The sequence below is a fragment of the Pseudomonas sp. GR 6-02 genome (genome assembly GCF_001655615.1).
Taxonomy (GTDB): Bacteria; Pseudomonadota; Gammaproteobacteria; order Pseudomonadales; family Pseudomonadaceae; genus Aquipseudomonas.
The window spans coordinates 6,460,663-6,486,040 of the sequence record NZ_CP011567.1 but is presented as its reverse complement, the minus strand read 5'-3'; the positions used below and the strand labels follow the sequence as shown (position 1 = coordinate 6,486,040).

General features: G+C 60.5%; 21 protein-coding genes. 19 read left to right on the top strand and 2 right to left on the bottom strand.

Features of this window, described 5'->3' with window-relative positions:
- The first annotated feature begins 11 nt into the window (after positions 1-11).
- From atpD to PGR6_RS28860, 11 genes are all read left to right on the top strand, one after another.
- On the top strand, positions 12-1,388 hold the full coding sequence (gene atpD, locus PGR6_RS28910) for a F0F1 ATP synthase subunit beta (RefSeq protein WP_007969907.1): 1,377 nt from the start codon (positions 12-14) through the stop codon (positions 1,386-1,388).
- Positions 1,389-1,433: 45 nt separating this feature from the next.
- Complete coding sequence (locus tag PGR6_RS28905) at positions 1,434-1,859, top strand: F0F1 ATP synthase subunit epsilon (protein ID WP_007934346.1); 426 nt, start codon at positions 1,434-1,436, stop codon at positions 1,857-1,859.
- Positions 1,860-1,976: 117 nt separating this feature from the next.
- Complete coding sequence (glmU, locus tag PGR6_RS28900) at positions 1,977-3,344, top strand: bifunctional UDP-N-acetylglucosamine diphosphorylase/glucosamine-1-phosphate N-acetyltransferase GlmU (protein WP_019580347.1); 1,368 nt, start codon at positions 1,977-1,979, stop codon at positions 3,342-3,344.
- A 195-nt stretch (positions 3,345-3,539) separates the two neighbouring features.
- Positions 3,540-4,316, top strand: coding sequence for a DeoR/GlpR family DNA-binding transcription regulator (locus PGR6_RS28895; protein WP_007934349.1), 777 nt, complete (start codon positions 3,540-3,542; stop codon positions 4,314-4,316).
- Position 4,317: 1 nt separating this feature from the next.
- Complete coding sequence (gene glmS, locus PGR6_RS28890) at positions 4,318-6,150, top strand: glutamine--fructose-6-phosphate transaminase (isomerizing) (RefSeq protein ID WP_064621178.1); 1,833 nt, start codon at positions 4,318-4,320, stop codon at positions 6,148-6,150.
- Positions 6,151-6,229: 79 nt separating this feature from the next.
- A complete protein-coding gene (locus PGR6_RS28885) occupies positions 6,230-7,132 on the top strand; it encodes a LysR family transcriptional regulator (protein WP_018927331.1) in 903 nt (300 codons plus the stop codon).
- Positions 7,133-7,263: 131 nt separating this feature from the next.
- Positions 7,264-7,890, top strand: a complete 627-nt coding sequence (locus tag PGR6_RS28880; RefSeq protein ID WP_018927332.1) for a glutathione S-transferase family protein — start codon at positions 7,264-7,266, stop codon at positions 7,888-7,890.
- A 63-nt stretch (positions 7,891-7,953) separates the two neighbouring features.
- Positions 7,954-9,984, top strand: a complete 2,031-nt coding sequence (locus tag PGR6_RS28875) for a 2Fe-2S iron-sulfur cluster-binding protein (protein ID WP_064621177.1) — start codon at positions 7,954-7,956, stop codon at positions 9,982-9,984.
- Positions 9,985-10,415: 431 nt separating this feature from the next.
- Positions 10,416-10,793 (top strand): DUF6124 family protein, encoded by a 378-nt coding sequence (locus tag PGR6_RS28870; RefSeq protein ID WP_018927334.1) that lies wholly within the window; start codon positions 10,416-10,418, stop codon positions 10,791-10,793.
- A 275-nt stretch (positions 10,794-11,068) separates the two neighbouring features.
- The gene (locus PGR6_RS28865; protein WP_064621374.1) at positions 11,069-12,265 is read left to right on the top strand and encodes a DUF3142 domain-containing protein; all 1,197 of its coding nucleotides are present in this window, start codon (positions 11,069-11,071) and stop codon (positions 12,263-12,265) included.
- Entirely contained in the window at positions 12,252-14,384 is a 2,133-nt protein-coding gene (locus tag PGR6_RS28860) for a hypothetical protein (RefSeq protein WP_064621176.1), read from the top strand. The genes PGR6_RS28865 and PGR6_RS28860 overlap by 14 nt, the downstream gene beginning before the upstream one ends.
- Positions 14,385-14,387: 3 nt before the next feature.
- On the opposite strand, the gene PGR6_RS28855 is transcribed toward PGR6_RS28860, so the two are convergent.
- Positions 14,388-15,017, bottom strand: coding sequence for a LysE family translocator (locus PGR6_RS28855; RefSeq protein WP_064621373.1), 630 nt, complete (start codon positions 15,015-15,017; stop codon positions 14,388-14,390).
- A 145-nt stretch (positions 15,018-15,162) separates the two neighbouring features.
- On the opposite strand from PGR6_RS28855, the gene PGR6_RS28850 reads away from it, so the two are divergent.
- A complete protein-coding gene (locus tag PGR6_RS28850) occupies positions 15,163-15,636 on the top strand; it encodes an Lrp/AsnC family transcriptional regulator (RefSeq protein ID WP_019580354.1) in 474 nt (157 codons plus the stop codon).
- A 45-nt stretch (positions 15,637-15,681) separates the two neighbouring features.
- Here PGR6_RS28850 and lpdA read toward each other — a convergent pair whose 3' ends face one another.
- Positions 15,682-17,082 carry a dihydrolipoyl dehydrogenase gene (lpdA, locus tag PGR6_RS28845; protein ID WP_018927339.1) on the bottom strand — a complete coding sequence of 467 codons (1,401 nt, stop codon included), beginning with the start codon at positions 17,080-17,082 and terminating at the stop codon, positions 15,682-15,684.
- A 210-nt stretch (positions 17,083-17,292) separates the two neighbouring features.
- Between lpdA and hflK (PGR6_RS28840) the strand changes: the two genes are divergently transcribed.
- From hflK (PGR6_RS28840) to PGR6_RS28810, 7 genes are all read left to right on the top strand, one after another.
- A complete protein-coding gene (hflK, locus tag PGR6_RS28840) occupies positions 17,293-19,257 on the top strand; it encodes a protease modulator HflK (protein WP_082920912.1) in 1,965 nt (654 codons plus the stop codon).
- The gene (gene hflC, locus PGR6_RS28835) at positions 19,254-20,309 is read left to right on the top strand and encodes a protease modulator HflC (protein WP_026286516.1); all 1,056 of its coding nucleotides are present in this window, start codon (positions 19,254-19,256) and stop codon (positions 20,307-20,309) included. Before hflK (PGR6_RS28840) ends, hflC begins: the two co-directional genes overlap by 4 nt.
- Positions 20,306-21,364, top strand: coding sequence for a protease modulator HflK (hflK, locus tag PGR6_RS28830; protein ID WP_026286517.1), 1,059 nt, complete (start codon positions 20,306-20,308; stop codon positions 21,362-21,364). The genes hflC and hflK (PGR6_RS28830) overlap by 4 nt, the downstream gene beginning before the upstream one ends.
- Positions 21,361-23,271 (top strand): heavy metal translocating P-type ATPase, encoded by a 1,911-nt coding sequence (locus PGR6_RS28825; RefSeq protein WP_064621174.1) that lies wholly within the window; start codon positions 21,361-21,363, stop codon positions 23,269-23,271. The genes hflK (PGR6_RS28830) and PGR6_RS28825 overlap by 4 nt, the downstream gene beginning before the upstream one ends.
- A gap of 119 nt (positions 23,272-23,390) precedes the next feature.
- Entirely contained in the window at positions 23,391-23,645 is a 255-nt protein-coding gene (gene bufA2, locus PGR6_RS28820; RefSeq protein WP_019651267.1) for a BufA2 family periplasmic bufferin-type metallophore, read from the top strand.
- A 65-nt stretch (positions 23,646-23,710) separates the two neighbouring features.
- A complete protein-coding gene (gene bufB / locus PGR6_RS28815; RefSeq protein ID WP_064621173.1) occupies positions 23,711-24,556 on the top strand; it encodes an MNIO family bufferin maturase in 846 nt (281 codons plus the stop codon).
- Entirely contained in the window at positions 24,547-25,347 is an 801-nt protein-coding gene (locus tag PGR6_RS28810) for an HvfC/BufC N-terminal domain-containing protein (RefSeq protein WP_064621172.1), read from the top strand. Before bufB ends, PGR6_RS28810 begins: the two co-directional genes overlap by 10 nt.
- Positions 25,348-25,378: the final 31 nt, after the last annotated feature.

The following is a 25,378-nucleotide window of genomic DNA, read 5'->3' as shown; positions in this document are numbered from 1 at the left end:
AGGATCCAGCTATGAGTAGCGGACGTATCGTTCAAATCATCGGCGCCGTTATCGACGTGGAATTCCCACGCGACAGCGTACCGAGCATCTACGACGCCTTGAAAGTTCAAGGCGCCGAAACCACTCTGGAAGTTCAGCAGCAGCTGGGCGACGGCGTGGTTCGTACCATTGCGATGGGCTCCACCGAAGGCTTGAAGCGCGGTCTGGACGTCAACAACACTGGCGCAGCCATCTCCGTACCGGTCGGTAAAGCGACCCTGGGCCGGATCATGGACGTACTGGGCAACCCGATCGACGAAGCTGGTCCGATCGGCGAAGAAGAGCGTTGGGGCATTCACCGTCCTGCGCCAACCTTCGCTGAACAAGCGGGCGGCAACGAGCTGCTGGAAACAGGCATCAAGGTTATCGACCTGGTTTGCCCGTTCGCCAAGGGCGGTAAAGTCGGTCTGTTCGGTGGTGCCGGTGTAGGCAAGACCGTAAACATGATGGAACTGATCCGTAACATCGCCATCGAGCACAGCGGTTATTCCGTGTTCGCCGGTGTGGGTGAGCGTACTCGTGAGGGTAACGACTTCTACCACGAGATGAAGGACTCCAACGTTCTGGACAAAGTGGCACTGGTTTACGGTCAGATGAACGAGCCGCCGGGAAACCGTCTGCGCGTAGCACTGACTGGCCTGACCATGGCCGAGAAGTTCCGTGACGAAGGTAACGACGTTCTGCTGTTCGTCGACAACATCTATCGTTACACCCTGGCCGGTACTGAAGTATCCGCACTGCTGGGCCGTATGCCTTCGGCAGTAGGTTACCAGCCGACCCTGGCTGAAGAGATGGGCGTGCTGCAAGAGCGCATCACTTCGACCAAGCAAGGTTCGATTACTTCGATCCAGGCGGTATACGTACCAGCGGACGACTTGACCGACCCGTCGCCAGCGACCACCTTCGCCCACTTGGACGCCACTGTCGTACTGTCCCGTGACATCGCTTCCCTGGGTATCTACCCTGCGGTAGACCCACTGGACTCGACTTCGCGTCAGCTGGACCCGAACGTGATCGGCAACGACCACTACGAAACCGCTCGCGGTGTTCAGTACGTGCTGCAGCGTTACAAAGAACTGAAGGACATCATTGCGATCCTGGGTATGGACGAGCTGTCGGAAGCCGACAAGCAGTTGGTAAACCGTGCTCGTAAGATCCAGCGTTTCTTGTCGCAGCCGTTCTTCGTGGCTGAAGTCTTCACCGGTGCTTCGGGTAAATACGTTTCCCTGAAAGACACCATTGCTGGCTTCAAAGGCATCCTCAACGGTGACTACGACCACCTGCCAGAACAAGCGTTCTACATGGTCGGCGGCATCGAAGAAGCGATCGAGAAAGCCAAGAAACTGTAATCCCGGCGCCCGGCAACGGGCGCTAATTTAGGTTGAGGCAATCAGATGGCTATGACAGTCCATTGCGATATCGTCAGCGCGGAAGGGGAAATCTTTTCCGGCCTGGTCGAGATGGTGGTTGCGCACGGTGCACTGGGTGATCTTGGTATCGCCCTGGGTCACGCGCCGCTGATCACCAATCTCAAGCCGGGCCCGATCCGCCTGATCAAGCAGGGCGGGGAAGAGGAGGTGTATTACATCTCCGGTGGTTTCCTCGAGGTTCAGCCGAACATGGTCAAGGTTCTCGCCGACACCGTGCAACGCGCTGCCGACCTGGACGAAGCCGCAGCTTTGGAAGCCGTTAAGGCTGCCGAGAAAGCCTTGCATGAGCGAGGCGCGGAATTCGATTACGGTTCTGCTGCCGCACGTCTGGCCGAGGCTGCAGCTCAGCTGCGCACCGTCCAGCAGATCCGCAAGAAGTTCGGCCACTAATCGGCCATCGACTTGTTGCGCGATTGATTAAAAAGGGTAGCCTCGGCTACCCTTTTTTCTTTTTCGATATTCATCACCTGGTCGCAGTTGCTGACCACCCAGGATTGGTAGCCAGTCATGTCCCTTGAAATCGTTATCCTCGCTGCCGGCCAAGGCACTCGCATGCGTTCGGCCTTGCCGAAAGTCCTGCATCCGATTGCCGGTAATTCAATGCTCGGCCATGTTATCCACAGCGCCCGGCAACTTGATCCACAGCGCATCCACGTGGTGATCGGCCATGGTGCCGAAGCGGTGCGCGAGCGTCTGGCCGCCGATGACCTGAATTTCGTCCTGCAGGACCAACAGCTGGGTACCGGTCATGCGGTGGCCCAGGCTGTGCCGTTCATCGAGTCCGATACCGTGCTGATTCTCTACGGTGACGTGCCGTTGATCGAAGTCGAAACCCTGCAACGTCTGCTCAAGCAGGCTGCACCGCAGCAATTGGGTCTGCTGACTGTCGAGTTGGATGACCCGACTGGCTACGGCCGTATTGTCCGTGATGCCGCCGGCAAAGTGACTGCCATCGTTGAGCAGAAAGATGCCAACGCGGTTGAGCGTGCGATCACCGAAGGCAATACCGGCATTTTGGCGGTGCCTTCCCAGCGTTTGGGCGATTGGCTGGGCCGCCTCTCCAACAACAATGCCCAGGGCGAGTACTACCTGACCGACGTGATTGCCATGGCGGTCAGTGATGGTCTGGTGGTGGCCACCGAACAACCCCATGACGCCATGGAAGTGCAGGGCGCCAACGATCGCAAACAACTGGCCGAGCTGGAGCGTCATTATCAGCTGCGCGCCGCTCGTCGTTTGATGGCTCAAGGCGTAACCCTGCGCGACCCGACACGTTTCGATGTGCGCGGTGAGGTTACCGTTGGTCGCGATATCCTGATCGACATCAACGTGATTCTCGAGGGCAAAGTGGTCATCGAGGACGACGTGGTGATCGGCCCGAACTGCGTGATCAAGGACAGCACCCTGCGCAAAGGCGTGGTGATCAAGGCCAACAGTCATATCGAAGGCGCGATTCTCGGCGAAGGCAGCGATGCCGGCCCGTTCGCTCGTTTGCGTCCTGGCACAGTGCTGGAGGCCCGCGCACATGTGGGTAACTTTGTTGAACTGAAGAACGCTCACATGGGCGAAGGTGCCAAGGCCGGTCACTTGACGTATCTGGGCGATGCCGAGATCGGTGCGCGCACCAACATTGGCGCCGGCACCATCACCTGCAACTACGACGGTGCCAACAAGTGGAAAACCGTGCTGGGTGAAGATGTGTTCATCGGTTCCAACAACTCGTTGGTGGCGCCTGTGGATATCTCCTCCGGTGCGACCACGGCGGCCGGTTCGACCATTACCCAGAATGTGGATAACGCTCAGTTGGCCGTAGGCCGGGCTCGACAGAAGAACATCGACGGCTGGAAGCGGCCTGAGAAGATCAAGAAGAGTTAAGTTATCCACAGATCAAAAGATCGCAGCCTCCGGCAGCTCCTACAGAGTGAACACGAATTCCCTGTAGGAGCTGCCGGAGGCTGCGATCTTTTTTTGAGTTATCCACACATCTTTTTTTCTGATGCTGGCTTGACGAAGTTTCGCCGATAGGTTTTGATTGCTTACGTTATCTTTCGAATCGAAACTTACCAAGTCATGTCAAAGCGCAACACGCCCCAACGCCGCCACAATATCCTCGCCTTGCTCAATGAGCAGGGCGAAGTCAGTGTGGACGAGTTGGCCAAACGCTTCGAAACCTCGGAAGTTACGATTCGCAAGGATCTGGCCGCGCTTGAAAGCAACGGTCTGTTGCTGCGTCGTTATGGCGGCGCGGTCACCATGCCACAGGAGCTGGTCGCCGATATCGGCCAACCGGTTTCGAAATACAAGCAGGCCATTGCCCGCGCCGCCGTCACGCGGATTCGCGAGCATGCGCGCATTATCATCGACAGCGGCAGTACCACCGCCGCGATGATCCCGGAACTCGGCCAGCAACCGGGCCTGGTGGTGATGACCAACTCCCTGCATGTCGCCAACGCGTTGACCGAACTCGAGCACGAACCGGTGCTGTTGATGACCGGTGGTACCTGGGATCCGCATTCCGAATCCTTCCAGGGGCAGGTGGCAGAGCAGGTACTACGCTCATATGACTTCGATCAGTTATTTATTGGCGCCGATGGCATCGATCTGGTGCGCGGGACCACCACCTTCAATGAATTGCTGGGACTGAGCCGTGTCATGGCCGAGGTCGCCCGCGAAGTGATCGTGATGGTCGAAGCCGACAAGATCGGCCGCAAGATTCCCAATCTGGAGCTGCCTTGGAGCAGTGTCCATACCCTTATTACCGATGATCGCCTGCCGCTTGAGGCCCGCGATCAGATTCAGGCCCGCGGCATCAATGTGATTTGCGCCGCTGTCAGTCAGGAGAAATAGCATGTGTGGAATTGTTGGTGCAGTCGCAGAACGGAACATTACCGCCATCCTGCTCGAAGGCCTCAAGCGTTTGGAATACCGTGGTTATGACAGCGCCGGTGTGGCGGTGTACACCAACGATGAAAAACTCTTGCGCCTGCGTCGGCCGGGCAAGGTCAGCGAACTGGAACAGGCGCTGATCGAAGAGCCTCTGGTCGGCCGTCTGGGCATTGCCCACACCCGCTGGGCGACTCACGGTGCACCGTGCGAACGCAACGCTCACCCGCATTTTTCGGGCGATCTGGCGGTGGTGCACAACGGCATCATCGAGAACCACGAAGCCCTGCGCAAGCAGCTCAAGGCCCTGGGCCACGTGTTCACCTCGGACACGGACACTGAAGTCATCGCTCATCTGCTCAACGAAAAACTCAAAGAGCAGCCCGACCTGACCGCGGCCCTGAAAGCGACCGTCAAAGAACTGCACGGCGCCTACGGTCTGGCAGTGATCAGCGCTCGGCAACCGGATCGCTTGGTAGCAGCCCGCAGCGGCAGCCCATTGGTAATCGGTCTGGGCCTGGGTGAAAACTTTCTTGCCTCCGACCAGTTGGCCCTGCGCCAGGTCACTGACCGCTTCATGTACCTGGAAGAAGGCGATATCGCCGAAATTCGACGCGACAGCGTGCAGATCTGGGACATTAATGGCGCGCTCGTCGAGCGTGAAAGCATTCAGTACCGTGACGGTGCCGAAGCCGCTGACAAAGGCGAGTTCCGGCATTACATGCTCAAGGAAATTCACGAGCAACCGGCCGTGGTCCAACGCACGCTTGAAGGTCGCCTGAGTCAGAATCAGGTGCTGGTCCAGGCGTTTGGTTCACAAGCGGCCGAGTTGTTCGCCAAGGTGCGTAATGTACAGATCGTCGCCTGCGGCACCAGCTATCACGCCGGCATGGTTGCCCGTTACTGGCTCGAAGAACTGGCCGGCATCCCGTGCCAGGTCGAAGTCGCCAGCGAATTCCGCTATCGCAAAGTAGTGGTGCAGCCCGATACCCTGTTCGTGAGCATCTCCCAGTCAGGCGAAACCGCCGATACGTTGGCCGCGCTGCGCAATGCCAAGGAACTGGGCTTCCTTTCCAGCCTGGCAATCTGCAACGTCGGCATCAGCTCCCTGGTGCGTGAATCGGACCTGACGCTGCTGACCCAGGCCGGTCGCGAAATCGGCGTGGCCTCGACCAAAGCCTTCACCACTCAATTGGTGGGCCTGCTCTTGCTGACCCTGGCCCTGGGTCAGGTTCGCGGCACATTGGCCGCAGGCGTCGAAGCCACTCTGGTGGAAGAACTGCGTCGTCTGCCGACCCGTCTGGGCGAAGCCCTGGCCATGGACAGCACTGTGGAAAAAATCGCCGAGCTGTTCGCCGAGAAGAACCACACCCTGTTCCTCGGTCGCGGTGCGCAATTCCCGGTGGCGATGGAAGGGGCGCTCAAGCTCAAGGAAATCTCCTACATCCACGCCGAAGCCTACCCGGCGGGCGAGCTGAAACATGGCCCGCTGGCGCTTGTGGATAACGACATGCCAGTGGTCACCGTGGCACCAAACAACGAGTTGCTGGAGAAGTTGAAGTCCAACCTCCAGGAAGTCCGCGCCCGCGGCGGTGAACTGATCGTCTTCGCCGACGAGCAGGCCGGCATGACCAACGGTGAAGGCACTCATGTTGTGCACATGCCGCATATCCACGACATCCTGTCGCCGATCCTCTACACCATTCCGTTGCAGTTGTTGTCGTACTACGTGGCAGTGTTGAAAGGCACTGACGTTGACCAGCCACGAAATCTGGCGAAGTCGGTGACGGTGGAATAAGTTATCCACAGGTGATCGAACCAATAAAAATCGCAGCCTACGGTTGCGATTTTTTTTACCTGAACGAAGGACATACCCGATGGACCGATTCCAGGAAATGCAGGTCTTCGCCGCTGTCGCCCAGGACCAGGGTTTCTCGGCGGCGGCGCGGCGCTTGGGGATGTCGGCGGCCAGCGTTACCCGGGCAGTGGCGGCGCTTGAGCAGCGCATTGGCACTCAGTTGCTGACGCGCACCACCCGTAGCGTGCATTTGAGCGAGGCGGGCCAGCGTTATCTGGAGGACTGTCGGAGAATTCTCGCCGAGGTGCAGGAAGCCGAGGATTCGGCCGCCGGGAGCCATGCCCAGCCCCGTGGGCAACTGACGATCACGGCACCGGTATTGTTCGGCGATTTGTTCGTCACGCCGCTCATGGTCGGTTACCTGACTCAATTTCCTGAAGTCAGCATCAACGCTGTACTGGTCGACCGGGTGGTGAGCATGGTCGAGGAGGGCATCGATGTGGCCGTGCGTATCGGTGAATTGCCTGACAGCAATCAGCACGCAATTCGAGTGGGCGAAGTGCGGCGGGTGATCTGCGCTTCCCCTGGATTCCTGACTGATCATGGTCGGCCTCGGCATCCGGCAGACTTGAGCCGCGCCCCGATCATCGCTACCTCGTCCATCGGGCAGCCCAGAAGCTGGCCGTTCCTTGAGGCGGGAGAGCCGATCAGTGTTCGTCCGGAGCCACGTCTTGTGGTCTCTGCCAATCAAGCGGCGATCACTGCCGCCGCCATGGGCCTGGGGTTGACCCGAGTCCTGTCGTATCAAGTGGCGAGCAAGATCGCCACCGGTGAGCTGGAAATCGTCCTGGCCGACTTCGAACTGCCGCCATTGCCCATTCATGTGGTCTACCAGGGTGGGCGCAAGGCCCCGACGCGGGTTCGCAGTTTTGTGGACTTTGCGGTAAAGGGGCTGCGCGAACACCCGGCCCTGCACGGCTGAAGGTTTATTGCACTGGATGAAATAATGGATTGCGTTTGGTGGTTATTCTGTTGCTTTGGTTGTGGATGGAAGATTGCGCTCCATCGGCGCTGATCTTTCCTGAGCGGCGCCACCACCCAGCGGAGTCGACCATGCAAGCCATCAAACTCTACAACTTCCCCCGTTCCGGCCATGCTCACCGTGTAGAGCTGATGCTGTCGTTGTTGCAACTGCCGACCGAGCTGATCTTCGTCGATCTGGCCAAGGGCGCACACAAACAAGCGGATTTTCTTGCGCTCAACCCGTTTGGTCAGGTTCCGGTGATTGAGGATCAAGGCATGGTGCTGGCCGACTCCAACGCGATCCTGGTCTACCTTGCGCAAAAATATGGCAACGGTCGCTGGCTGCCAACCGATCCGGTCGGTGCAGCCAAGGTTCAGCGCTGGTTGTCGGTCGCCGCCGGGCCGATTGCCTTTGGCCCCGGCAGGGCAAGGCTGATCACTGTATTTGGTGCGCCTTACAACGCTGAAGAGGTGATTGCCTATTCTCACACTTGGCTCAAAGTGATCGATCAGGAACTGGGCGCAACGGCCTATCTGGCCGGTAGCGAGCCGACCATCGCCGACATCGCCGCTTACAGCTACATCGCCCATGCTCCGGAAGGCAATGTGTCGCTGGATGACTACGCCAACATCCGAGCCTGGCTGGCGCGCGTTGAAGCCTTGCCAGGGTTTGTCGGCATGCCGCGCACCATCGCCGGTTTGCAAAAAACTGCCTGATGTTCACGGCCCTATTCAGTCGGGCCGTTCTTATTGCGCAATGAGCGCAGGGGAGAAGCCGTTATGGAACGTTCACCTTGGCATGCAGGCGAGAAACAGTTGCAAGCCCACGTGGGTGTCGCGGAGCGAATGGACGCATTGGGTCGTAGGGTGATTCGCGGCGAGATGCCGGACCAGCACCGCACGTTCTATCAGCAACTGCCGTTCATGCTGTACGGCGCGGTGGATGCCGACGGCAACCCTTGGGCGAGCATTCTTGAAGGGGCGCCGGGCTTTGCGAAGTCCCCCGAGCCCGGGCTGTTGCAGATCGGCAGCCTGCCCGGTCGCGACGATCCTGCACAACTGCAAGACGGGGCGGCGATCGGTCTGCTCGGTATCGAGCTGCACACCCGACGTCGCAACCGTCTCAATGGTCGAGTCGGCGCTGTAACGGCGAGCGGCTTCGAGGTGACGGTGGAGCAATCCTTCGGCAATTGCCCGCAATACATTCAATTGCGCCAGTTTCGCTCGGTGCCATTGGCGGATCCGGCGACCCGTGTTGCGCAGCATCTCAATGAGCTGGATGACGCGGCCAAAGCCATGATTGCCAGCGCCGATACCTTCTTTGTCGCCAGCTATGTGGACGTCGATGGCCAACGCTCGGTGGACGTTTCTCATCGGGGCGGCCAGGCCGGTTTCGTCCAGATAGAGGGCAATCGACTGACCATCCCGGACTTCGCCGGTAACCTGTTCTTCAATACCTTGGGCAACCTGCTGATCAACCCTCGGGCCGGTTTGTTGTTCATCGATTTCGAGTCGGGCGACCTCCTGCACCTCAGCGGTCGCACGCAAGTCATCCTCGAAGGCCCGCAGATCGAAGCCTTTCAAGGGGCCGAGCGGCTGTGGACATTCGAGGTGGAGCACGCGGTGCGTCGGCCCGCGGCATTGGCCTTGCGCTGGCGCTTTGACGGTGTGTCGCCCACCAGTTTGCTGACCGGAACCTGGGCGCAGGCAAATGCACGCCTGCAAGCCCAGGCGCTGGGGGATCGCTGGCGGCCGCTGCGAGTGACGCGCATCGAGCGGGAGAGCCACAACATCCGTTCAATCTATCTGGAGCCTGCCGATGGCGCCGGGTTGCCGGTGTTTCAAGCCGGGCAACATTTGCCCTTGCGGTTCAACATCGCAGGCGATGTGCACATCCGCACGTACAGCCTGTCGAGCGCGCCATCCGATGACTTTTTCCGCATCAGCGTGAAGCGTGAAGGCCTGGTGTCCTCGCACCTGCATGAGCAGATTCGTGTCGGCGATGTGCTTGAAGCCCGCTCGCCTCAAGGGCATTTCACCGTGGCGCCGAATGAGCGTCGGCCGCTGGTGCTATTGGCTGCCGGCGTGGGGATCACGCCGCTGCTGTCGATGCTGCGGGAGGTGGTTTATCAAGGCCTGCGCACGCGGCGCATCCGTCCTGTGTGGTTCTTCCAGAGCTCGCGGACCTTGGCCGATCAACCGTTTCGCCCTGAGCTGGATCGCCTGCTCGACGGCCTCGGTGATGAGGTGCGGGTGCTGCGTTTGCTCAGTCAGCCGGAGGCCGATGCCCGTGAGGGTGAAGATTACGACCTGACAGGGCGCATCGACGCCGACTTGCTCAAGACCACTCTTGAGGTGGAGGACTACGACCAAGTGGATTTTGTCCTGTGCGGTCCGGGAAGTTTTACCCAGGGGCTGTACGACAGCCTGCGGGATCTGGATGTCCCTGATTCAAGGATTCATGCCGAAACCTTTGGCCCGTCGACGCTGCGTCGCAAGCCGGACCCGGACGCGGTGGTCATCGAGCAATTGCCGGCCGCTACCGTTTCGGTGCCCGTCGTGTTCCAGCGCTCTGCCAAAGAAGCGCGTTGGCAGCCGGACGGCGGCAGTTTGCTGGAGTTGGCGGAGAGCCGTGGCTTGCGCCCGGAATTCAGTTGCCGCGGCGGTTCCTGCGGGACCTGCAAAACCCGGTTGATCAGCGGAGAGGTGAATTATCCACAGCCTCCGGCGGAGGCTCCCGATGCGGGTGAGGTGCTGATTTGTTGTGCGGTGCCGGCGCAGGGTTCGCAGCCGTTGGTGTTGGATCTGTAACTGAACCAGACAACAGAGAAAATCCCCTGTGGCTTACTCGCGAAAGCGGTGTCTCAGACAACTTCCACGTTGAATGTTAAACAGCCTTCGCGAGCAAGCCCGCTCCCACATTCGATCTCGGCTGGCCTGAAAATATTTGCGAACATCCTACAAATTTGGCTGTTCTGAAGGACAAATCCGACAAGTTCTAGCGGTTGTCGTATCAGAAGTCCGAGGGATAGGCTTTGGGAGTCACTGCAAATTCAGTGATCGGGTTTGGTCGCTCAGGTTTAGAATGGCGCACTTTTGTGCTTGCTTCATGGCGAGCTGTGCGTGGGAGGGCTTAGGCCCTGCCGGGTTCCATTCCCTGGTCGACCAACCCGCGTACGGTTCGCCACCCTTCTGCTTGGTCGCAGTGTTGGCGAACTCCAGTTCTCGAATGGAGTTTCACCATGTTCAAAGCCACACCGAATCCCCCGGAAACCGACGACGTTTCCCCCTACGAATCCCTCGATTCAAAAAAGCTCAACGAAGCCGCCGAGCGCGCGCTCGATCACTACCTCAACCCCTCCGCCCTCAAATCCCCCGCGGCCCGCAAGCCGAGCACGATGTTTATGGTTGCGCCGGATATCAAAGACGAAGACCTGTTGGCCCACACCTGTGAATCGTTGGCCCAGGCCAGTGTGATGGCGAGTGATTTTGCGGGGTATCTGCAAGGGCCGCACCGGCATACGGCGATGGCGATTCAACAGATCGTCATGCTGGCGGAACTGGCGGTGAACCGGATGCTGGATAACCTTGCCATCCCGAAACCTGCGCCACACAGCTGAACAATGTGGGAGCGAGCAAGCCCGCTCGCTCCCACAAAAGCATTCAGGCGCTGGACGCAGTGGTGGCGAAGAATCAGGTGATCATTGCCTGCAAGCCGATAGCTGAGTAGGCTGCCGGGAATTCGTAACCGATCAATTGTGGCGAGGGAGCTTGCTCCCGCTGGGCTGCGAAGCAGCCCCTTCATATCATCAGACACACCACATGGGCTGCATTTTGCGACTGCTGCGCAGTCGAGCGGGAGCAAGCTCCCTCGCCACAGAGGATGAGGGTGGGCATTGTGTTTTTCATTCGCTTGTCGGCCTTGCTTGGCGCATTGATGTTGCTCAACGGTTGCGAGCAACCGGACGCGCCGCCGCTCGATCAGCAACTCTATGTCTGGCAACGGCTATGGACGCCAGCCCATGACGCCGCGCTGCGCGACAGCCACACCGATTTCTCGACCTTGCGCGTGCTGGCCTTGCAGGCATTTCCACAGTCTGGCTGGAGCCGGGCGCGGATCGATCCGGCGCTGCTCAAGCGTGATGGCCGACCGCTGATTGCGGTGGTTCGTCTGGATGGTCAGCTCAACGGGCTGGACCGGGACCAGGTCACGGCGCAGATCCAGCAGGTGCTCAGCGATTGGCAAGGGCAGGGGCTGACCCTGTCCGGCGTGGAAATCGACCACGATGCGGGCAACGCCCGGTTACCGGCCTACCGCGAATTCCTCACCCATTTGCGTGGTGTTCTGCCGGCGTCCTTGCCACTGAGCATCACCGCGTTGCCGGCCTGGCTCGACAGTTCTGAATTGCCGGCGTTGCTGGCAACGGTCGACAGCAGCGTGTTGCAGGTGCACGCGGTGAGCGATCCACGGCGTGGGCTGTTCGACCCGGATCAGACACGGCAGTGGGCCAGGGCCTGGAGTCGCAACACATCGAAACCGTTTTATCTGGCGCTGCCGGCTTATGGCGTGGCGCTGTTGCCGGGGGCCGGGGGCGCGCCGGTCGTGGAAAGCGAAGTGCCCATCGAGCAAGGCGGCGAACGTCGGGAGTTGCTGGCAGACCCGCAGCAACTGAGCAAGCTCGGCGCCGAGTTGCGCGCCGATCCACCGGCCCGTCTGGCCGGGCTGATCTGGTTTCGCCTGCCCCTGGCCAATGATCGCAGGGCCTGGAGCCTGACGACGCTGGGCGCTGTGGCGCGCGGCGATACGCTCGACAGTCATGTGGGGCTGAAACTCTCGGCGCAGGACGGCCTCTACGACATCAGCCTCAGCAACCAAGGCAACCTCGACAGTGCCTGGCCCGAACGTCTGACGCTGGCGGTGCAGGGCTGCGAGGGCGCCGATGCGCTGGCCGGTTATGCGTTGCAACAGCGCCCGGATCTGCTTACCTTCATCCGCCTGCGTGACGGTCGAATCCCGGCCGGCGGGCAGCGCGCTATCGGTTGGGCTCGCTGCGCACACATTGATCAAGGAGGTTCGAATGTTTACCCGTAACTGGCCCCGCCATGTGCTTTGCCTGAGCCTCAGCCTGCCATTGGGTTCGGCGCTGGCCTGCGGGCCGGACTTCCCCATGCGCCTGCTCGACAACCGTGGCCAGTCGCTGGCGGAACTGCCGGAAGGCAACTTCAACCTTGAGATCAGCCGCCTCGGGCATGCCATCGCGGGACTGAAAAATGTCACCGCCGCCACCAACATTCCGGGGGACGGTTACGGCGATGCGCCTGATTACACCCATCAGCGCGATACCGCCGAACAGGCCGGTCTGACGCCTGAACAACAAGCTTTGGTGAAACAGCTGCGCAGCCTGACCGATGCCCGTCAGGTTGAAGAGCAAGGCGCGAATCTGCCGCCCGAGCACAGACTCTATCTGGCTGGCGCCGTGGCGTTCAACGCCGGTGACCATGGCCTGGCCGCCGACTACTTCCAGAAAGTGCTGGCGCTGCCGGCGGAACAACGCCCGTTGCGTAGCACCTGGGCGGCGTACTCGTTGGGCCGGGCGCTGTTTGCCATGAGTTCAGAAGCAGGCGCGACCCCTGACCTGTTGGCTCAGTCCCGCAAGGCTTTCGAGCAGACCCGTCAACTGAGCATCGACGGCTTCAGCGACCCATTGGAACTGGGTGTCGCCAGCCTCGGCGAAGAAGCGCGAGTGGCCCGCACCGCGGGTGATTGGGACAACGCCATCCAACTCTACGCCACGCAGAACCTTCACGGCTCGGCGGTGGGCTACACCTCGCTGAAGCTGTTGATGGCCGATCTGGCGGCGATGCCCGACGAGCAACTGGCCGGGTTGCTCAAGGGCAAAGCGGTGCAGCAACTGGTGACGGCGTCGTTGATCAGTCGGCTGGGCTGGTCATTCGGTGATCAACCGCCGAACGAACAGAAACTGATCAAACTGCTGCAAAGCAGCACCCGTGGCAGTCTGGATAATGCCGATCGCCTGGCGGCGATGAATTATCAACAGGGCGATTACGCCAGCGCCAAAGCCTTCCTCGAACAGGCTGGTGACGGTGGCCTTGCATGGTGGTTGCGGGCGAAGCTGGCGGTGCGTGATGGCGACAAAAACGCCGCCGCAGCGGCCTATGCCAAAGCCGCCCAGGCCTTCCCGCAGAACGAATCCTGGGGCGAGCGGCGGACGCCCGACTGGGATTACGAAACGCTCCAGCCCAAGTGCCGGGTCGAGGGTGAAAGCGCGATCCTGGCCCTGCAACGCGGGGATTACCTGCAGGCCTTCGATCAGCTCTATCGCAGCCAGGGCATCTACTGGTTCGACGCGGCCACCGTGGCTGAGCGGGTGCTGACCCTCGATGAACTCAAGCAGTACGTCGACACCCAGGTGCCGGCACCGCCACCGCTCAGCCAGCAGGATCGCGACAATTATGTGCCGTTGCCGGTGGCCGCGAGCCTGCGCAATCTGCTCGGGCGGCGTTTATTGCGTGAAGAGCGTTACGATGAGGCTCCGGCTTACTTCGACAACGTCGATTTGCAGAACAAGGCCAAGGCGTACGGGCAATTGCGTCAGGAGGCGGACGCTGCCTGGTGGCCGACCAAGCGTGCTGCTGCTCTATTTAACGCAGGTTGGCTGATGCGCGAGTGGGGGATGGAAATTCTCGGCTACGAAATGGCGCCGGATTACGCCACGTTCGGCGGTAATTACAGCCTTGAGAGCAGCGAGCTCAAGGTGGGTCCATTAGTGGCTGAAGATGAAGTCCGGCGTCAGCAGGCCAGCGCTGCACAGCCCGATCAGCGTTACCACTATCGTTATGTCGCCACGGCGTTGGCCAGCCGCGCTGCTGATAATTTGCCCCATACCAGTCAGGCTTTTGCGGCCGTTCTGTGTGCGGCGGCGGGGTGGAACACCAGCCTTGAAGAAGAAAGCGCCTTCTATCAACGCTATGTGAAGGAAGGGCCGTACGTGGATTGGGCGGTGAACTTCGGTCGCCGATGTCCTTATCCGGATTTTCAGAATGCAGATAAGCGTTACGTTACCCAAGTATTGAGCCCGGTCCGCTCGGCATTGCGACCGTATAAAAAGTGGCTGCAGATGGGCAGCGTGGTGGTGTTTACCGCGATTGCGCTGGTGTTGATCAACCGACGCCAGCGCAATGCGCGATAGTCATCAAGCTTGTTGAACAAAGGTCAGCCGCACAGCAAAACCAATCAACAGGCTGCCAAACAACCACTGCTGTACCCGCTGGGCCGATGGACTGCGTTGCAGCCAACGGCCCAACGCAGCGCCGACCAGCGCGTAGGCGCTGTCGAACAGCAAGCCGACGCCGACCAGCATCATGCCCAGGGTCGCAAATTGCGCGAGCACCGGTCCGGCTTGAGGGTTGATGAACTGCGGCAGCAGCACTGAGCAAAACAGCAGCGCCTTGGGGTTGAGCAGGTTAGTCAGCAAACCGCGCTGGATCGCCTCCGGCCACCGTGGTTTAGCAGTCCTTGCGTCTGCACCGTTCAAGCTCGGCAGCATCGTGGTGCGCAGGCACTGAATGCCGATCCAGAGCAGGTACGCAGCGCCGGCCAGGCGCACCACGTCGAAGGTCCAGGGCGCAGTCCTGAACAGCGTCGCCAAACCCAATGCCGCCAATGCCACATGACAACCGCGCGCCACGCCCAACCCCAATGCCGTGGCCAGCGCCGCGCCTTTGCCCTGACGAGCGCCGGTCTGCAACAGCAGAATCATGTCCGGGCCCGGCAACAGGTACACCACTGTCAATGCCATGAAAAACAGCCAGAGTTCTGTCATGTTGCCCCCCATTCGTTGTCGATTTGGTGGGGTCAGTCTACGGCCGAGGGGCAGGGCAGGTGGTTGCGTAGTCAGCTTCTAAAGCTTCGATATTTGGCATAACCTGCCAGTTTATGATGATCGAACCATCAGGATCTGCCAAAGCATGAAACTGGACGCCTACGACCGCAAAATCCTCACGGCGCTGCAACGGGACGGACGCCTGAGCAACGTACAACTGGCCGATGAGATCGGCTTGTCGGCCTCGCCCTGTTTGCGTCGGGTCCGGATGCTGGAAGAGGCCGGTGTGATTCGCGGCTATCAGGCCAACCTCGATCGAGATGAAGTGGGCCTTGGGCTGACGGTGTTTGTCGGGGTCAAGGTCGAACGGCATAACGATGAACAAGCCGAAGCGTTTCGCCTGGCCGTGACGGCATTGCCTGAGGTGATTTCGGCGTTTCTGGTGTCCGGGGAATCGGATTTTCTGCTGCAAGTGGTGGTACCGGACTTGCGCGCCTATGACCGTTTCCTCACCGGGCGATTGCTGAAATTGCCGGGCGTGAGCGATATCCGCAGCAATTTTGCAATTCACACGGTGAAGACGCCGGGAGCGTTGCCGTTGGGGCATCTGCCTGACTGAAAAAGCGAAAAGATCGCAGTCTTTGGCCGCGATCTTTTGATCGTTCTAAATCTGCGTCGCCATCCCTTCCACATTCATCGCCGCCTGGCGCAAGGCCTCGGAGCGGGTCGGGTGTGGATGGCAGGTCAGGGCGATGTCTTCGGCCGAGGCGCTGAACTCCATGGCCACGCAATATTCGCCAATCATTTCGCTGACGCTCGGGCCCACAAGGTGCACACCGAGAACTTCGTCGGTGCGCTCATCGGCCAGTACCTTGGCGAAGCCTTCGGTTTCGTGGTTGATCTTCGCCCGGCTGTTGGCGGTGAAGGGGAATTTGCCGACCTTGTAGGCGCGACCTTCGGCCTTCAACTGTTCTTCGGTCTTGCCGACGCTGGCCAGCTCCGGTTTGGTGTAGATCACGCTGGGGATCAGGTCGTAATTGACCTCGCCAGCCTTGCCGACGATCTGCTCGATGCAGGCCATGGCTTCGTCTTCGGCCTTGTGGGCGAGCATCGGCCCTGAGGTGACGTCACCGATTACCCAGACCCCCGCGGCTTCAGTGCGGTGGCCCTTGTTGGCGAGCATGCCGCGTTTGTCGGTGGCGAGGCCGACGTTCTCCAGCCCCAGGCCCTGGGTGTAAGGACGACGACCGATAGCCACCAGCACGTAGTCGGCTTCCAGCAGTTCGGCGGTGCCACCTGCGGCCGGTTCGACACTGAGTTGAACACCGCTCGCCGAGGAGGTGGCGCTGGTGACTTTCGAGCTCAACTTGAAGCGGATGCCTTGCTTGCTCAATGAGCGCTGAAGGGTTTTACCGGCTTCAGCATCCACTCCCGGGCAGATCCGGTCGAGAAATTCGACGACCGTCACCTGAGCACCCAGGCGCCGCCATACCGAACCCAGTTCCAGGCCGATCACTCCAGCGCCGATCACCACCAGGTGCTTCGGTACTTCAGCCAGCGACAGCGCGCCCGTGGAGTCGAGGATGCGTTGGTTGTCGATGTCCACGCCTGGCAGGGGAGTGGGTTCGGAACCGGTGGCGATGATGATGTCTTTGGCGCTCAGCCGGGTCTTGCCACCCTGATTGTCGGTCACTGTGACGCTGCCCGGCCCGTCGATGTGGCCCCACCCCTTGATCCAGTCGACCTTGTTTTTGCGAAACAGAAACTCGATGCCCTTGGTCAACCCTGTGACGCTTTCATCCTTCTGTTTCATCATTTGAGCCAGGTTGAGCACAGGTTTGACCTCGATCCCGAGGTTGGCGAATTCCGCCCCCATGGCCGCGTCGTAGAGCTCGGAGGCATGCAGCAATGCCTTGGACGGCATGCAACCGACGTTCAGGCAGGTCCCGCCGAGGGTGGCGCGACCTTCCACGCATGCCGCTTTCAAGCCCAACTGCCCGGCGCGGATCGCTGCGTTGTAACCGCCGGGGCCGGCGCCCAGAATCACGACGTCATAGGTGCTCATGGTGCAACTCCTGGATTGAGAGGGGCGGGATCGATAAAAAGTAGTCTTCAATAAAAATTACGAACGTAATATGTGCGTTTCTCACCATTTCGGTCAAGGCTTCAGCTTGGCGACAGGTTCAGCGTTTTTAGATAGAACGATTCAGGACGAAAATTTCACCATTTTCGTTATATCGTAACGAATTGTGATGTGAGTAATGGCTGGGGTGGTATGCAAGTCGATCTCGATGGCGATGGGGCACAGATAGCAGGGCTGCCGCGCTTTCAGCAGGCGGTCGTTCAAGGACGTCGATTACGCCAATGGGCAATCGGTTTGGGGGCCTTGTCGGCCGCAGGGCTGGTGCTGGCGTTTTTTGTCGGGCTGTTTGCACCGCAGTCGCTCTGGCCCGCGTTGCTGGTCAATCAGGGCGCCGGTTTGCTGGTGCTGGTCGCCGGCCTGCAGTCGGCCTGGTGGATAACGCAGTGGCGCGCACGAGCGATGAATCCATCAGTGTTGGTGCCGGTGGCTATCACCGAAGAAGTCGTTGTCGCCGAAGGTTGGTACGAGCGGTTGCTGGACGGCATCAGTCAGCGTTGGCTGCGGTTGCTTGGGCAGATCGGTGCACCGACGCTCTGGCTTGGCGGCTGGGCGTTGTTGAGTTTGTACAGCATCGAGCAGGTCTGGAACCTCGCTTTGCCACCCGCTGCGTTGGGATTATCGGCCAGTGTCGGCGCGGCGTTGTCGTTGCTGCTGGCGTTCGGTTTGCTGGTGCTGGAGCGGCAACTGGCGCAGGAAAATGTCGCCCAATGGCCTGAAGCCGGGTCGTTGGCGCAGCTGACGCGGGTCGCGATTATTGGCCTGGTGCTCAGCGCCTTGTGTCTGTTGTTCGGTAGCGAAACAGCCGTCTGGCCGGTGCGTCTGGCGGTGCTGATCGGCTTGTTGCCGGGGCTGGTCGCCATCGAGTTGTTGCTGCGCGCCGTGTTGTCACTGTTCAGCCCCCGTCGTGAACAGCTTGAACCGACCTTGCTGGCGCGAAGCTTCGTCGCCGATATGTTGCGCTGGCCGCCACAGCCCCTGCTCGCATTGCAGCACGAGTTGCACAACCGCTTCGGTATCGACCTGCGACAAATCTGGGCTTTCACCTACATGCGTCGGGCGTTTTTGCCGGTGCTGGCGGTGGTGGCAATCGTCGGTTGGTCGCTCACCGGCATTCATGAAATACCGCTACAGGGGCGGGGCATCTACGAACGTTTCGGCAAACCGGTGGAAGTGTTTGGGCCCGGTTTGCACGCCGGTTTGCCGTGGCCGCTGGGTCGCGTGCTGAGCGTCGAGAACGGCGTAGTCCATGAGTTGGCCACCAGCGTGGGCGAAGCATCGGCCCCGGTCGCGGCCGAACCTGCCGAAGGCCCGGCACCGGCCATTGCCAATCGCTTGTGGGACGCCAGCCATGTGAATGACAAATCCCAGGTCATCGCCAGCAGCCGTGCCGACAAGCAGAGCTTTCAGATCGTCAACATGGACGTGCGCTTCGTCTATCGCATCGGCCTGAGCGATCAGGCGGCTCTGGCCGCGACGTACAACAGCGCCGACGTGCCGACGCTGATTCGCAGCACCGCCAGCCGGATTCTGGTTCATGACTTCGCCTCAAGAACCCTCGACGGTTTGCTCGGCGAAGACAGGGTAGGGCTCTCTGAAGAAATCGGCCGCGCCGTGCAAGCGGATCTGCAAAAACTCGACAGCGGCGTGGAAATTCTCGCCACGGTGGTCGAGGCCATTCATCCGCCAGCGGGGGCTGCCAATGCTTATCACGGCGTTCAAGCAGCGCAGATTGGCGCCCAGGCATTGATCTCCCGCGAGCGCGGTGCCGCAGCGGAGGCGACCAACCAGGCGCAATTGCAGGCCAGCATCGCTCGCGATCAAGCCACGGCCAGTGCGCATGAGATCAACTCGAGCGCTCGGGCCGCCGACCTGAAATTTGCCGCCGAGCGAAAGGCGTACTCCAGCGCCGGCCAGGCTTTTGTACTGGAGCAATACCTCAGCCAACTGACCCAGGGTCTGGCTAACGCCAAGCTGCTGGTTCTCGATCACCGTCTGGGTGGCAGCAGCAATGCGCCGACCATCGACCTACGTACATTCACGCTGCCGGCTGACCCTGCGCCGTCGCGTAATACCGCTCAGCCAGGAGCCGCCCATTGAGCCAGTCGACGCCTACTCACGATCATCACGACCACGATGACCACGCCGGCCACGATCACGGCCATGGCGGGCATCACCACGGTCATCATCACCATCACCACCATGGTGATCCGCACGAAGCTGGCCCTTTTCCGTGGCGGCGAATGGGCTGGGCGGCGCTGCTGGTGGCCTTTGCCGTTGCGGCGGCAAGCCTTGTGCAAGTGCGCTCGGGGGAGGCCACGGTGATTACGCGCTTTGGCAATCCATCGCGGGTGTTGCTGGAGCCGGGTCTTGGCTGGCGTTGGCCGGCGCCGTTCGAGGCGGCGATTCCGGTTGATCTGCGGCTGCGCACCACCTCCAGCGGTTTGCAGGATGTGGGCACGCGCGACGGTCTGCGCATCATCGTGCAAGCCTACGTGGCCTGGCAGGTACAGGGCGATCCGGACAACGTGCAACGTTTTATGCGCGCTGTGCAGAATCAACCCGATGAAGCCGCGCGGCAGATTCGTACCTTTGTCGGCTCGGCGCTGGAAACCACTGCCAGCAGTTTCGACCTGGCCAACCTGGTGAACACCGACGCCAACCAGGTGCACATCGCCGATTTCGAAGCGCAGCTGCGCCAGCAGATCGATCAGCAGTTGCTCACCACCTATGGCGTGCGAGTGCTGCAAGTCGGTATCGAGCGTTTGACCCTGCCGTCGGTGACGCTCACCGCGACGGTCGATCGTATGCGCGCCGAGCGTGAAACAATCGCCACTGAACGCACGGCTATCGGCAAACGTGAAGCGGCACAAATCCGTTCTGCGGCCGAGCGTGATGCGCGAATCGTACAAGCTGATGCCACTGTGAAAGCCGCAGACATCGAAGCCCAATCCCGCGTCGAAGCCGCGCAGATTTACGGCCGCGCCTACGCAGGCTCACCGCAGCTCTACAATTTGCTGCGTTCGCTCGACACCTTGGGCACCATCGTCGCTCCGGGCACCAAACTGATTTTGCGCACCGATGCGGCGCCGTTCCGGGTGTTGGTTGATGGCCCACCGACGCTCGATAACAAGTCCGGGTCGCAGCCATGAGTTTGGTTCCACGTGGAACAAATGAATTGAGCAGCCCCTGGATTCAGGCCGGGCGCTTGGCTTTTCTCGCGCTTTACGCCGTGACCGTGCTGGCTGCTTTGGCGTGGGCATTTTCCAATGTGCGGCAGATCGACCCGCAGAATCGCGCCGTGGTGCTGCACTTCGGCGCGCTGGATCGCATTCAAAATTCCGGTTTGCTGTTGGCGTGGCCGCGACCGTTTGAGCAGGTGATCTTGTTGCCGGCAGCGGACCGGGTGATCGAGCGTCGGGTGGAAAATCTGCTGCGCACCGATGCCGCGTTGCAGGCCGACCGGGTGGCGAGCTTCGCCACACCCCTCAGCGATGCGCTCGCCGGCTCCGGTTATCTGCTGACCGGTGACGCGGGCGTGGTGCAGCTGGATGTGCGGGTGTTCTACAAAGTCACTGAGCCCTATGCCTTCGTTCTTCAGGGTGAGCATGTGTTGCCGGCTCTGGATCGACTGGTGACGCGCAGTGCCGTGGCACTCACCGCGGCGCGAGACCTGGACACCATTCTGGTGGCTCGACCGGAACTGATCGGTGCCGACAATCAGGCTGCCGAACGTCGCGAACGTCTGCGCGGCGATCTGGTGCGAGGCATCAATCAACGCTTGGCCGAACTGACGGCGACCGGGCAGGGCTTGGGTATCGAAGTGGCGCGGGTCGATGTGCAATCGAGTCTGCCCGGCCCGGCAGTGAGCGCGTTCAACGCCGTGTTAACTGCCAGCCAGCAAGCTGACAAGGCCGTGGCCAATGCGCGCACGGAAGCCGAGAAGCTGACTCAGTCCGCCAATGAACAAGCCGACCGCACGCTGCAAGTGGCTCACGCTCAGGCCAGCGAACGCTTGGCCAAAGCCTCCACCGACACCGCCACAGTATTAAGCCTGGCCAAGGCGCAACAGCAGGGCACCGATCCGCAAATGCTGCTGCGTATTTACCGTGAGCGGATGCCGAAGATTCTCGGGCAGGCCGGTTCGGTGACGACGGTCGATCCGAAAGACGATTCCCGCCTGATCATTCAGGGAGCTGCGCAATGACTGCCCAAACCGCCGCCGCGCCGAGCATGTTGTCCTCGGCTGAACAACGTAGCGCCGCGCGCCAGTTGACCCTGGCCATGCTTGCACTGGGCTTGCTTGCGCTCGGCCTGATCTGGCGCTGGTTGTTGCCGGAGCAGACCGGGGTCAGCCAATTGCTGTTGGGTTTTGCTTCGTTGCTGGTGGCCGTGCCGGTCATGCGTTCGGCGTGGTACAGCCTGCGTTATCCGAGCCTGCACGGGATCACCGATCAGTTGATTGCCCTCGCCATGCTCGGCGCTTGGGCCACTGGCGATCTGCTGACTGCGGCACTGCTGCCGATCATCATGATCTTCGGCCATGTGCTGGAAGAGCGCAGCGTGATCGGCTCACAGGAAGCGATTCATGCTCTCGGCAAACTGACCCGCAGCCATGCGCGCAAGATTCAGGCTGACGGCGCTATCGTTGAAGTCGATAACGGCACACTCAAGGCCGGCGACCTGGTGGAGGTGCGTGCGGGTGATCGCGTGCCGGCCGATGGTCGGGTGTTGTCCGGTCAGGCGAGCCTCGACACTGCATCGATCACCGGTGAGTCGGTGCCCATAGAGGCCGTTGTGGGCATGCCGGTGTTCGGCGGAGCGATCAACCTTGATGGCTTGTTGCGCATTGAAGTGACCCGCACCGGTCACGAGTCGACACTGGGTAAAGTCATCGCGTTGATGCAAAACGCCGAACGCTCCAAGCCGCCGATCACCCGTTTGCTCGAACGCTACGCCGGCAGTTATATGGTGCTGGTGTTGCTGCTGGCTGCCGTAACCTGGTTCGTCACCAACGATGCCCAGGCGATGCTTGCGGTGTTGGTGGCGGCCTGTCCTTGCGCACTGGTGTTGTCGGCACCGGCCACGGCGATTGCCGGGGTGGCGGTCGCAGCTCGGCACGGGATTCTGATTCGCAGCTCGGCGTTCCTCGAAGAGTTGGCTGACCTGACGTCGTTGGTGGTCGACAAGACCGGAACCCTGACGTTCGGCACCTTGCGCCTGCAATCGATCGACAGTCCGCTGAAAGATCGCAGTCACGTACTGAAACTCGCCGCCAGCCTTGGCTCTGCCAGCAGCCACCCAGTCAGCCGCGCGTTGGCCGGGTTGGTCACTCAGGAACATTTTCTGCTGCTCTCCGACATCCGCGAGCGTCAGGGGCTGGGTGTCGTGGCGATGACGGAGCAGGGCGAAGCGGCCCTCGGTCGTCCGGAGCTGTTCGCGCAATTGGGCATCGTCACCTCAGCTGTTCCCGGCCACGATGGCCCGATTGCGGGGCTGGCACTCAACGGTGAATTTCTCGCTTGGCTGTTGCTCGCCGACAGCGTCAAACCCGAGGCGCGGTTTGCCCTGAGCGAGTTGCGTGAACTGGGCCTGGGTCGTCAGTTGTTGTTGACCGGGGATCGACAAAGCGTGGCTCATACGCTGGCCCGGGATGTGGGCATCAGCGATGTCGAAGCCCAGGCCTTGCCCGAGGACAAACTCAATCGCGTGTTGAAAGAAATCGACAGCGGTTTCCGGCCGATGGTGGTGGGAGACGGCATCAACGATTCCCTGGCGCTGAAGGCCGGTGTGGTCGGCGTGGCCATGGGCGCGGGCGGCGCGGACATCGCGCTGGCCTCGGCCGATATCGTACTGATCGGCAGCGACCTGCGCCGGCTCGGAACCTGTGTGCGCCTGAGTCGCCAATGCCGGCAGACTTTACAGGTGAACGTAATCATCGGTCTGGGCTGGACCCTGGCGATTGTCGCCTTTGCCGCATTCGGCTGGCTGGGCGCGGCCGGGGCGATGATTGCCGCGCTGTTGCACAACTTGAGTACGTTATTGGTGCTCGGTAATGCTGGGCGTTTGCTGCGTTTTCAGGAGCCTTTGCTCAAGCTCAAAGATGAGGTTTGAGCGAGGCGAAAAGTTTTTTCATCGCCTCTGTAACGCCGTCAGGGCAGCGCTCTCTAGTGCTGTGTCGGGACTGAACAACCTTCCAGCCGACACCCCTGACGATTACTGAGGATATACAAATGAACTTCAAAAACGCCACCGCCGGTGCCGCTCTCGCCTTCGCCGCTGCAACAATGTTCGCAGGTGTTGCCACTCAGGCTCAGGCCGCCGACGCTGCACAGGTTCACTGCTACGGCGTGACATCGTGCAAAGGCATGAATGACTGCAAGACAGCCGAAAACGCCTGCAAAGGTCAGGCTGTCTGCAAAGGGCATGGCTTCAAGGCAATGACTCAGGCCGAATGCATGAAGGCCGATGGAAAAGTCGGCGAATAACTGACTGCCGAATGCCGTCGCGGTGGCTCTCTTGCCACTGCGGCACTTTGCGAGGAGTCCGCAAAATGTCTGCTTCCCTTTCTTGTCTGGGCTACGGCCTGGGTTTGCGCAGTGCCTACTACCAACAGATTCTTGAACAGTCGCCAGCCGTGGACTGGTTTGAAGTGGTCTCGGAAAATTTCATGGTCCAGGGCGGCAAGGCGCTGTACTACCTGGACGCCATTGCCGAACGGTATCCCGTGGTGATGCATGGCGTATCGCTGTCTATTGGCGGTCCTCATGCCCTCGATCCGCAGTATCTGCAACAGCTGAAACTTCTGGCGGAGCGAGTTGAACCGGCATGGATCTCCGATCACTTGTGTTGGAGCCGCGGCAATGCCCATCAACTCCATGATTTGTTGCCGCTGCCCTACACCGAAGAAAGTCTTTATTACGTAGCCGGCCGAGTGCGGCAGGTTCAGGACGTCTTGCAGCGTCCGCTGGTGCTGGAAAACGTCTCCAGTTACGTGCGCAGCGCTGGCGACGAATTCAGCGAATGGGAGTTTCTTGATGCGCTCAGCCGGTTGAGCGACTGCGAGCTGTTGCTGGACATCAACAACGTCTATGTCAGCTCCCGCAATCATGGCTTCGATCCGTGGACATTCATTCAAGGGCTGCCGGCCAAAAAGGTTCGACAGTTGCACCTGGCTGGCCACAGCGACCACGGCGATTACGTGATCGACACCCATGACCAGCCGGTGAGTGATCCGGTTTGGGCGCTCTATCAACAAACCCTGGAACACCTCGGGCCAGTCGCGACACTGCTGGAACGCGATGATCATTTCCCGCCTTTTGAAGAGCTACTTACCGAGTTGCAAAAGGCCCGGGCATTGGGTGATAGCGTGTTGACCCGGAGACTGAGATGCGCCTGAACGACTGGCAGCTGGCCTTTGAAACGTATCTGCTGGGTGAGCAGACAGCAGCCGATACCGCGCTAGGCGCGAGTCTTATGGGGGGGCCGACACTGGATGTGAGCACCGGGCTGGCGATCTATCACAACGCCTATCAGGCAAGGCTTCAGGAAGTTCTGCGCGGCGACTATCCGGTCATTTGGCATTGGCTGGGTGACGATGAATTCGAGCAGCTCGCGGCGGCTTACATTCGCCAGTGTCCGTCTGTTCATTACAGCCTGAGGTGGCTGGGTGAAGGGTTCGAGTCGTTTATTCGACAGCATTTAGTGCCAGAGCAAAGTGCAGCGCTGGGGGAGTTGGCGGCACTTGAGTGGGCATTCACGCTGGCGTTCGACGCGCCTGAAGGCGCGCCGCTGACGATACAGGACATGGCCGCCCTGAAGCCTGAAGACTGGCCGACGTTGCGGGTCAGCCCCAGCCCCTCTGTGCAATGGCTTGAGTGTGCTTTCAACAGTGTTGCGTTGTGGCGGGCAGTGAAGGATGAAACCGGGTTCCCCGGTAGTGCAGCGTTAGGGGCGCCCCAAGTATTGGTGATCTGGAGAGCGGGGCTGGTTTGTCATTACCGCAGCCTGGAACCTGCGGAGGCGGCAGCTCTAGACGGCTTGTTTCAGGGCGACTGGGATTTCGCTGAACTGTGCTCCGAATTAGCAGTCATCTATGGTGAGGATGCATCCCTTCAGGCTGTTACATGGCTGAAACAGTGGGTTCAGGACGGTTGGTTGCAGCCTCGAATCATAGAGAGCAGCTATTAAATCGATAGCCGGCTATTTTTCAAGGATGGAC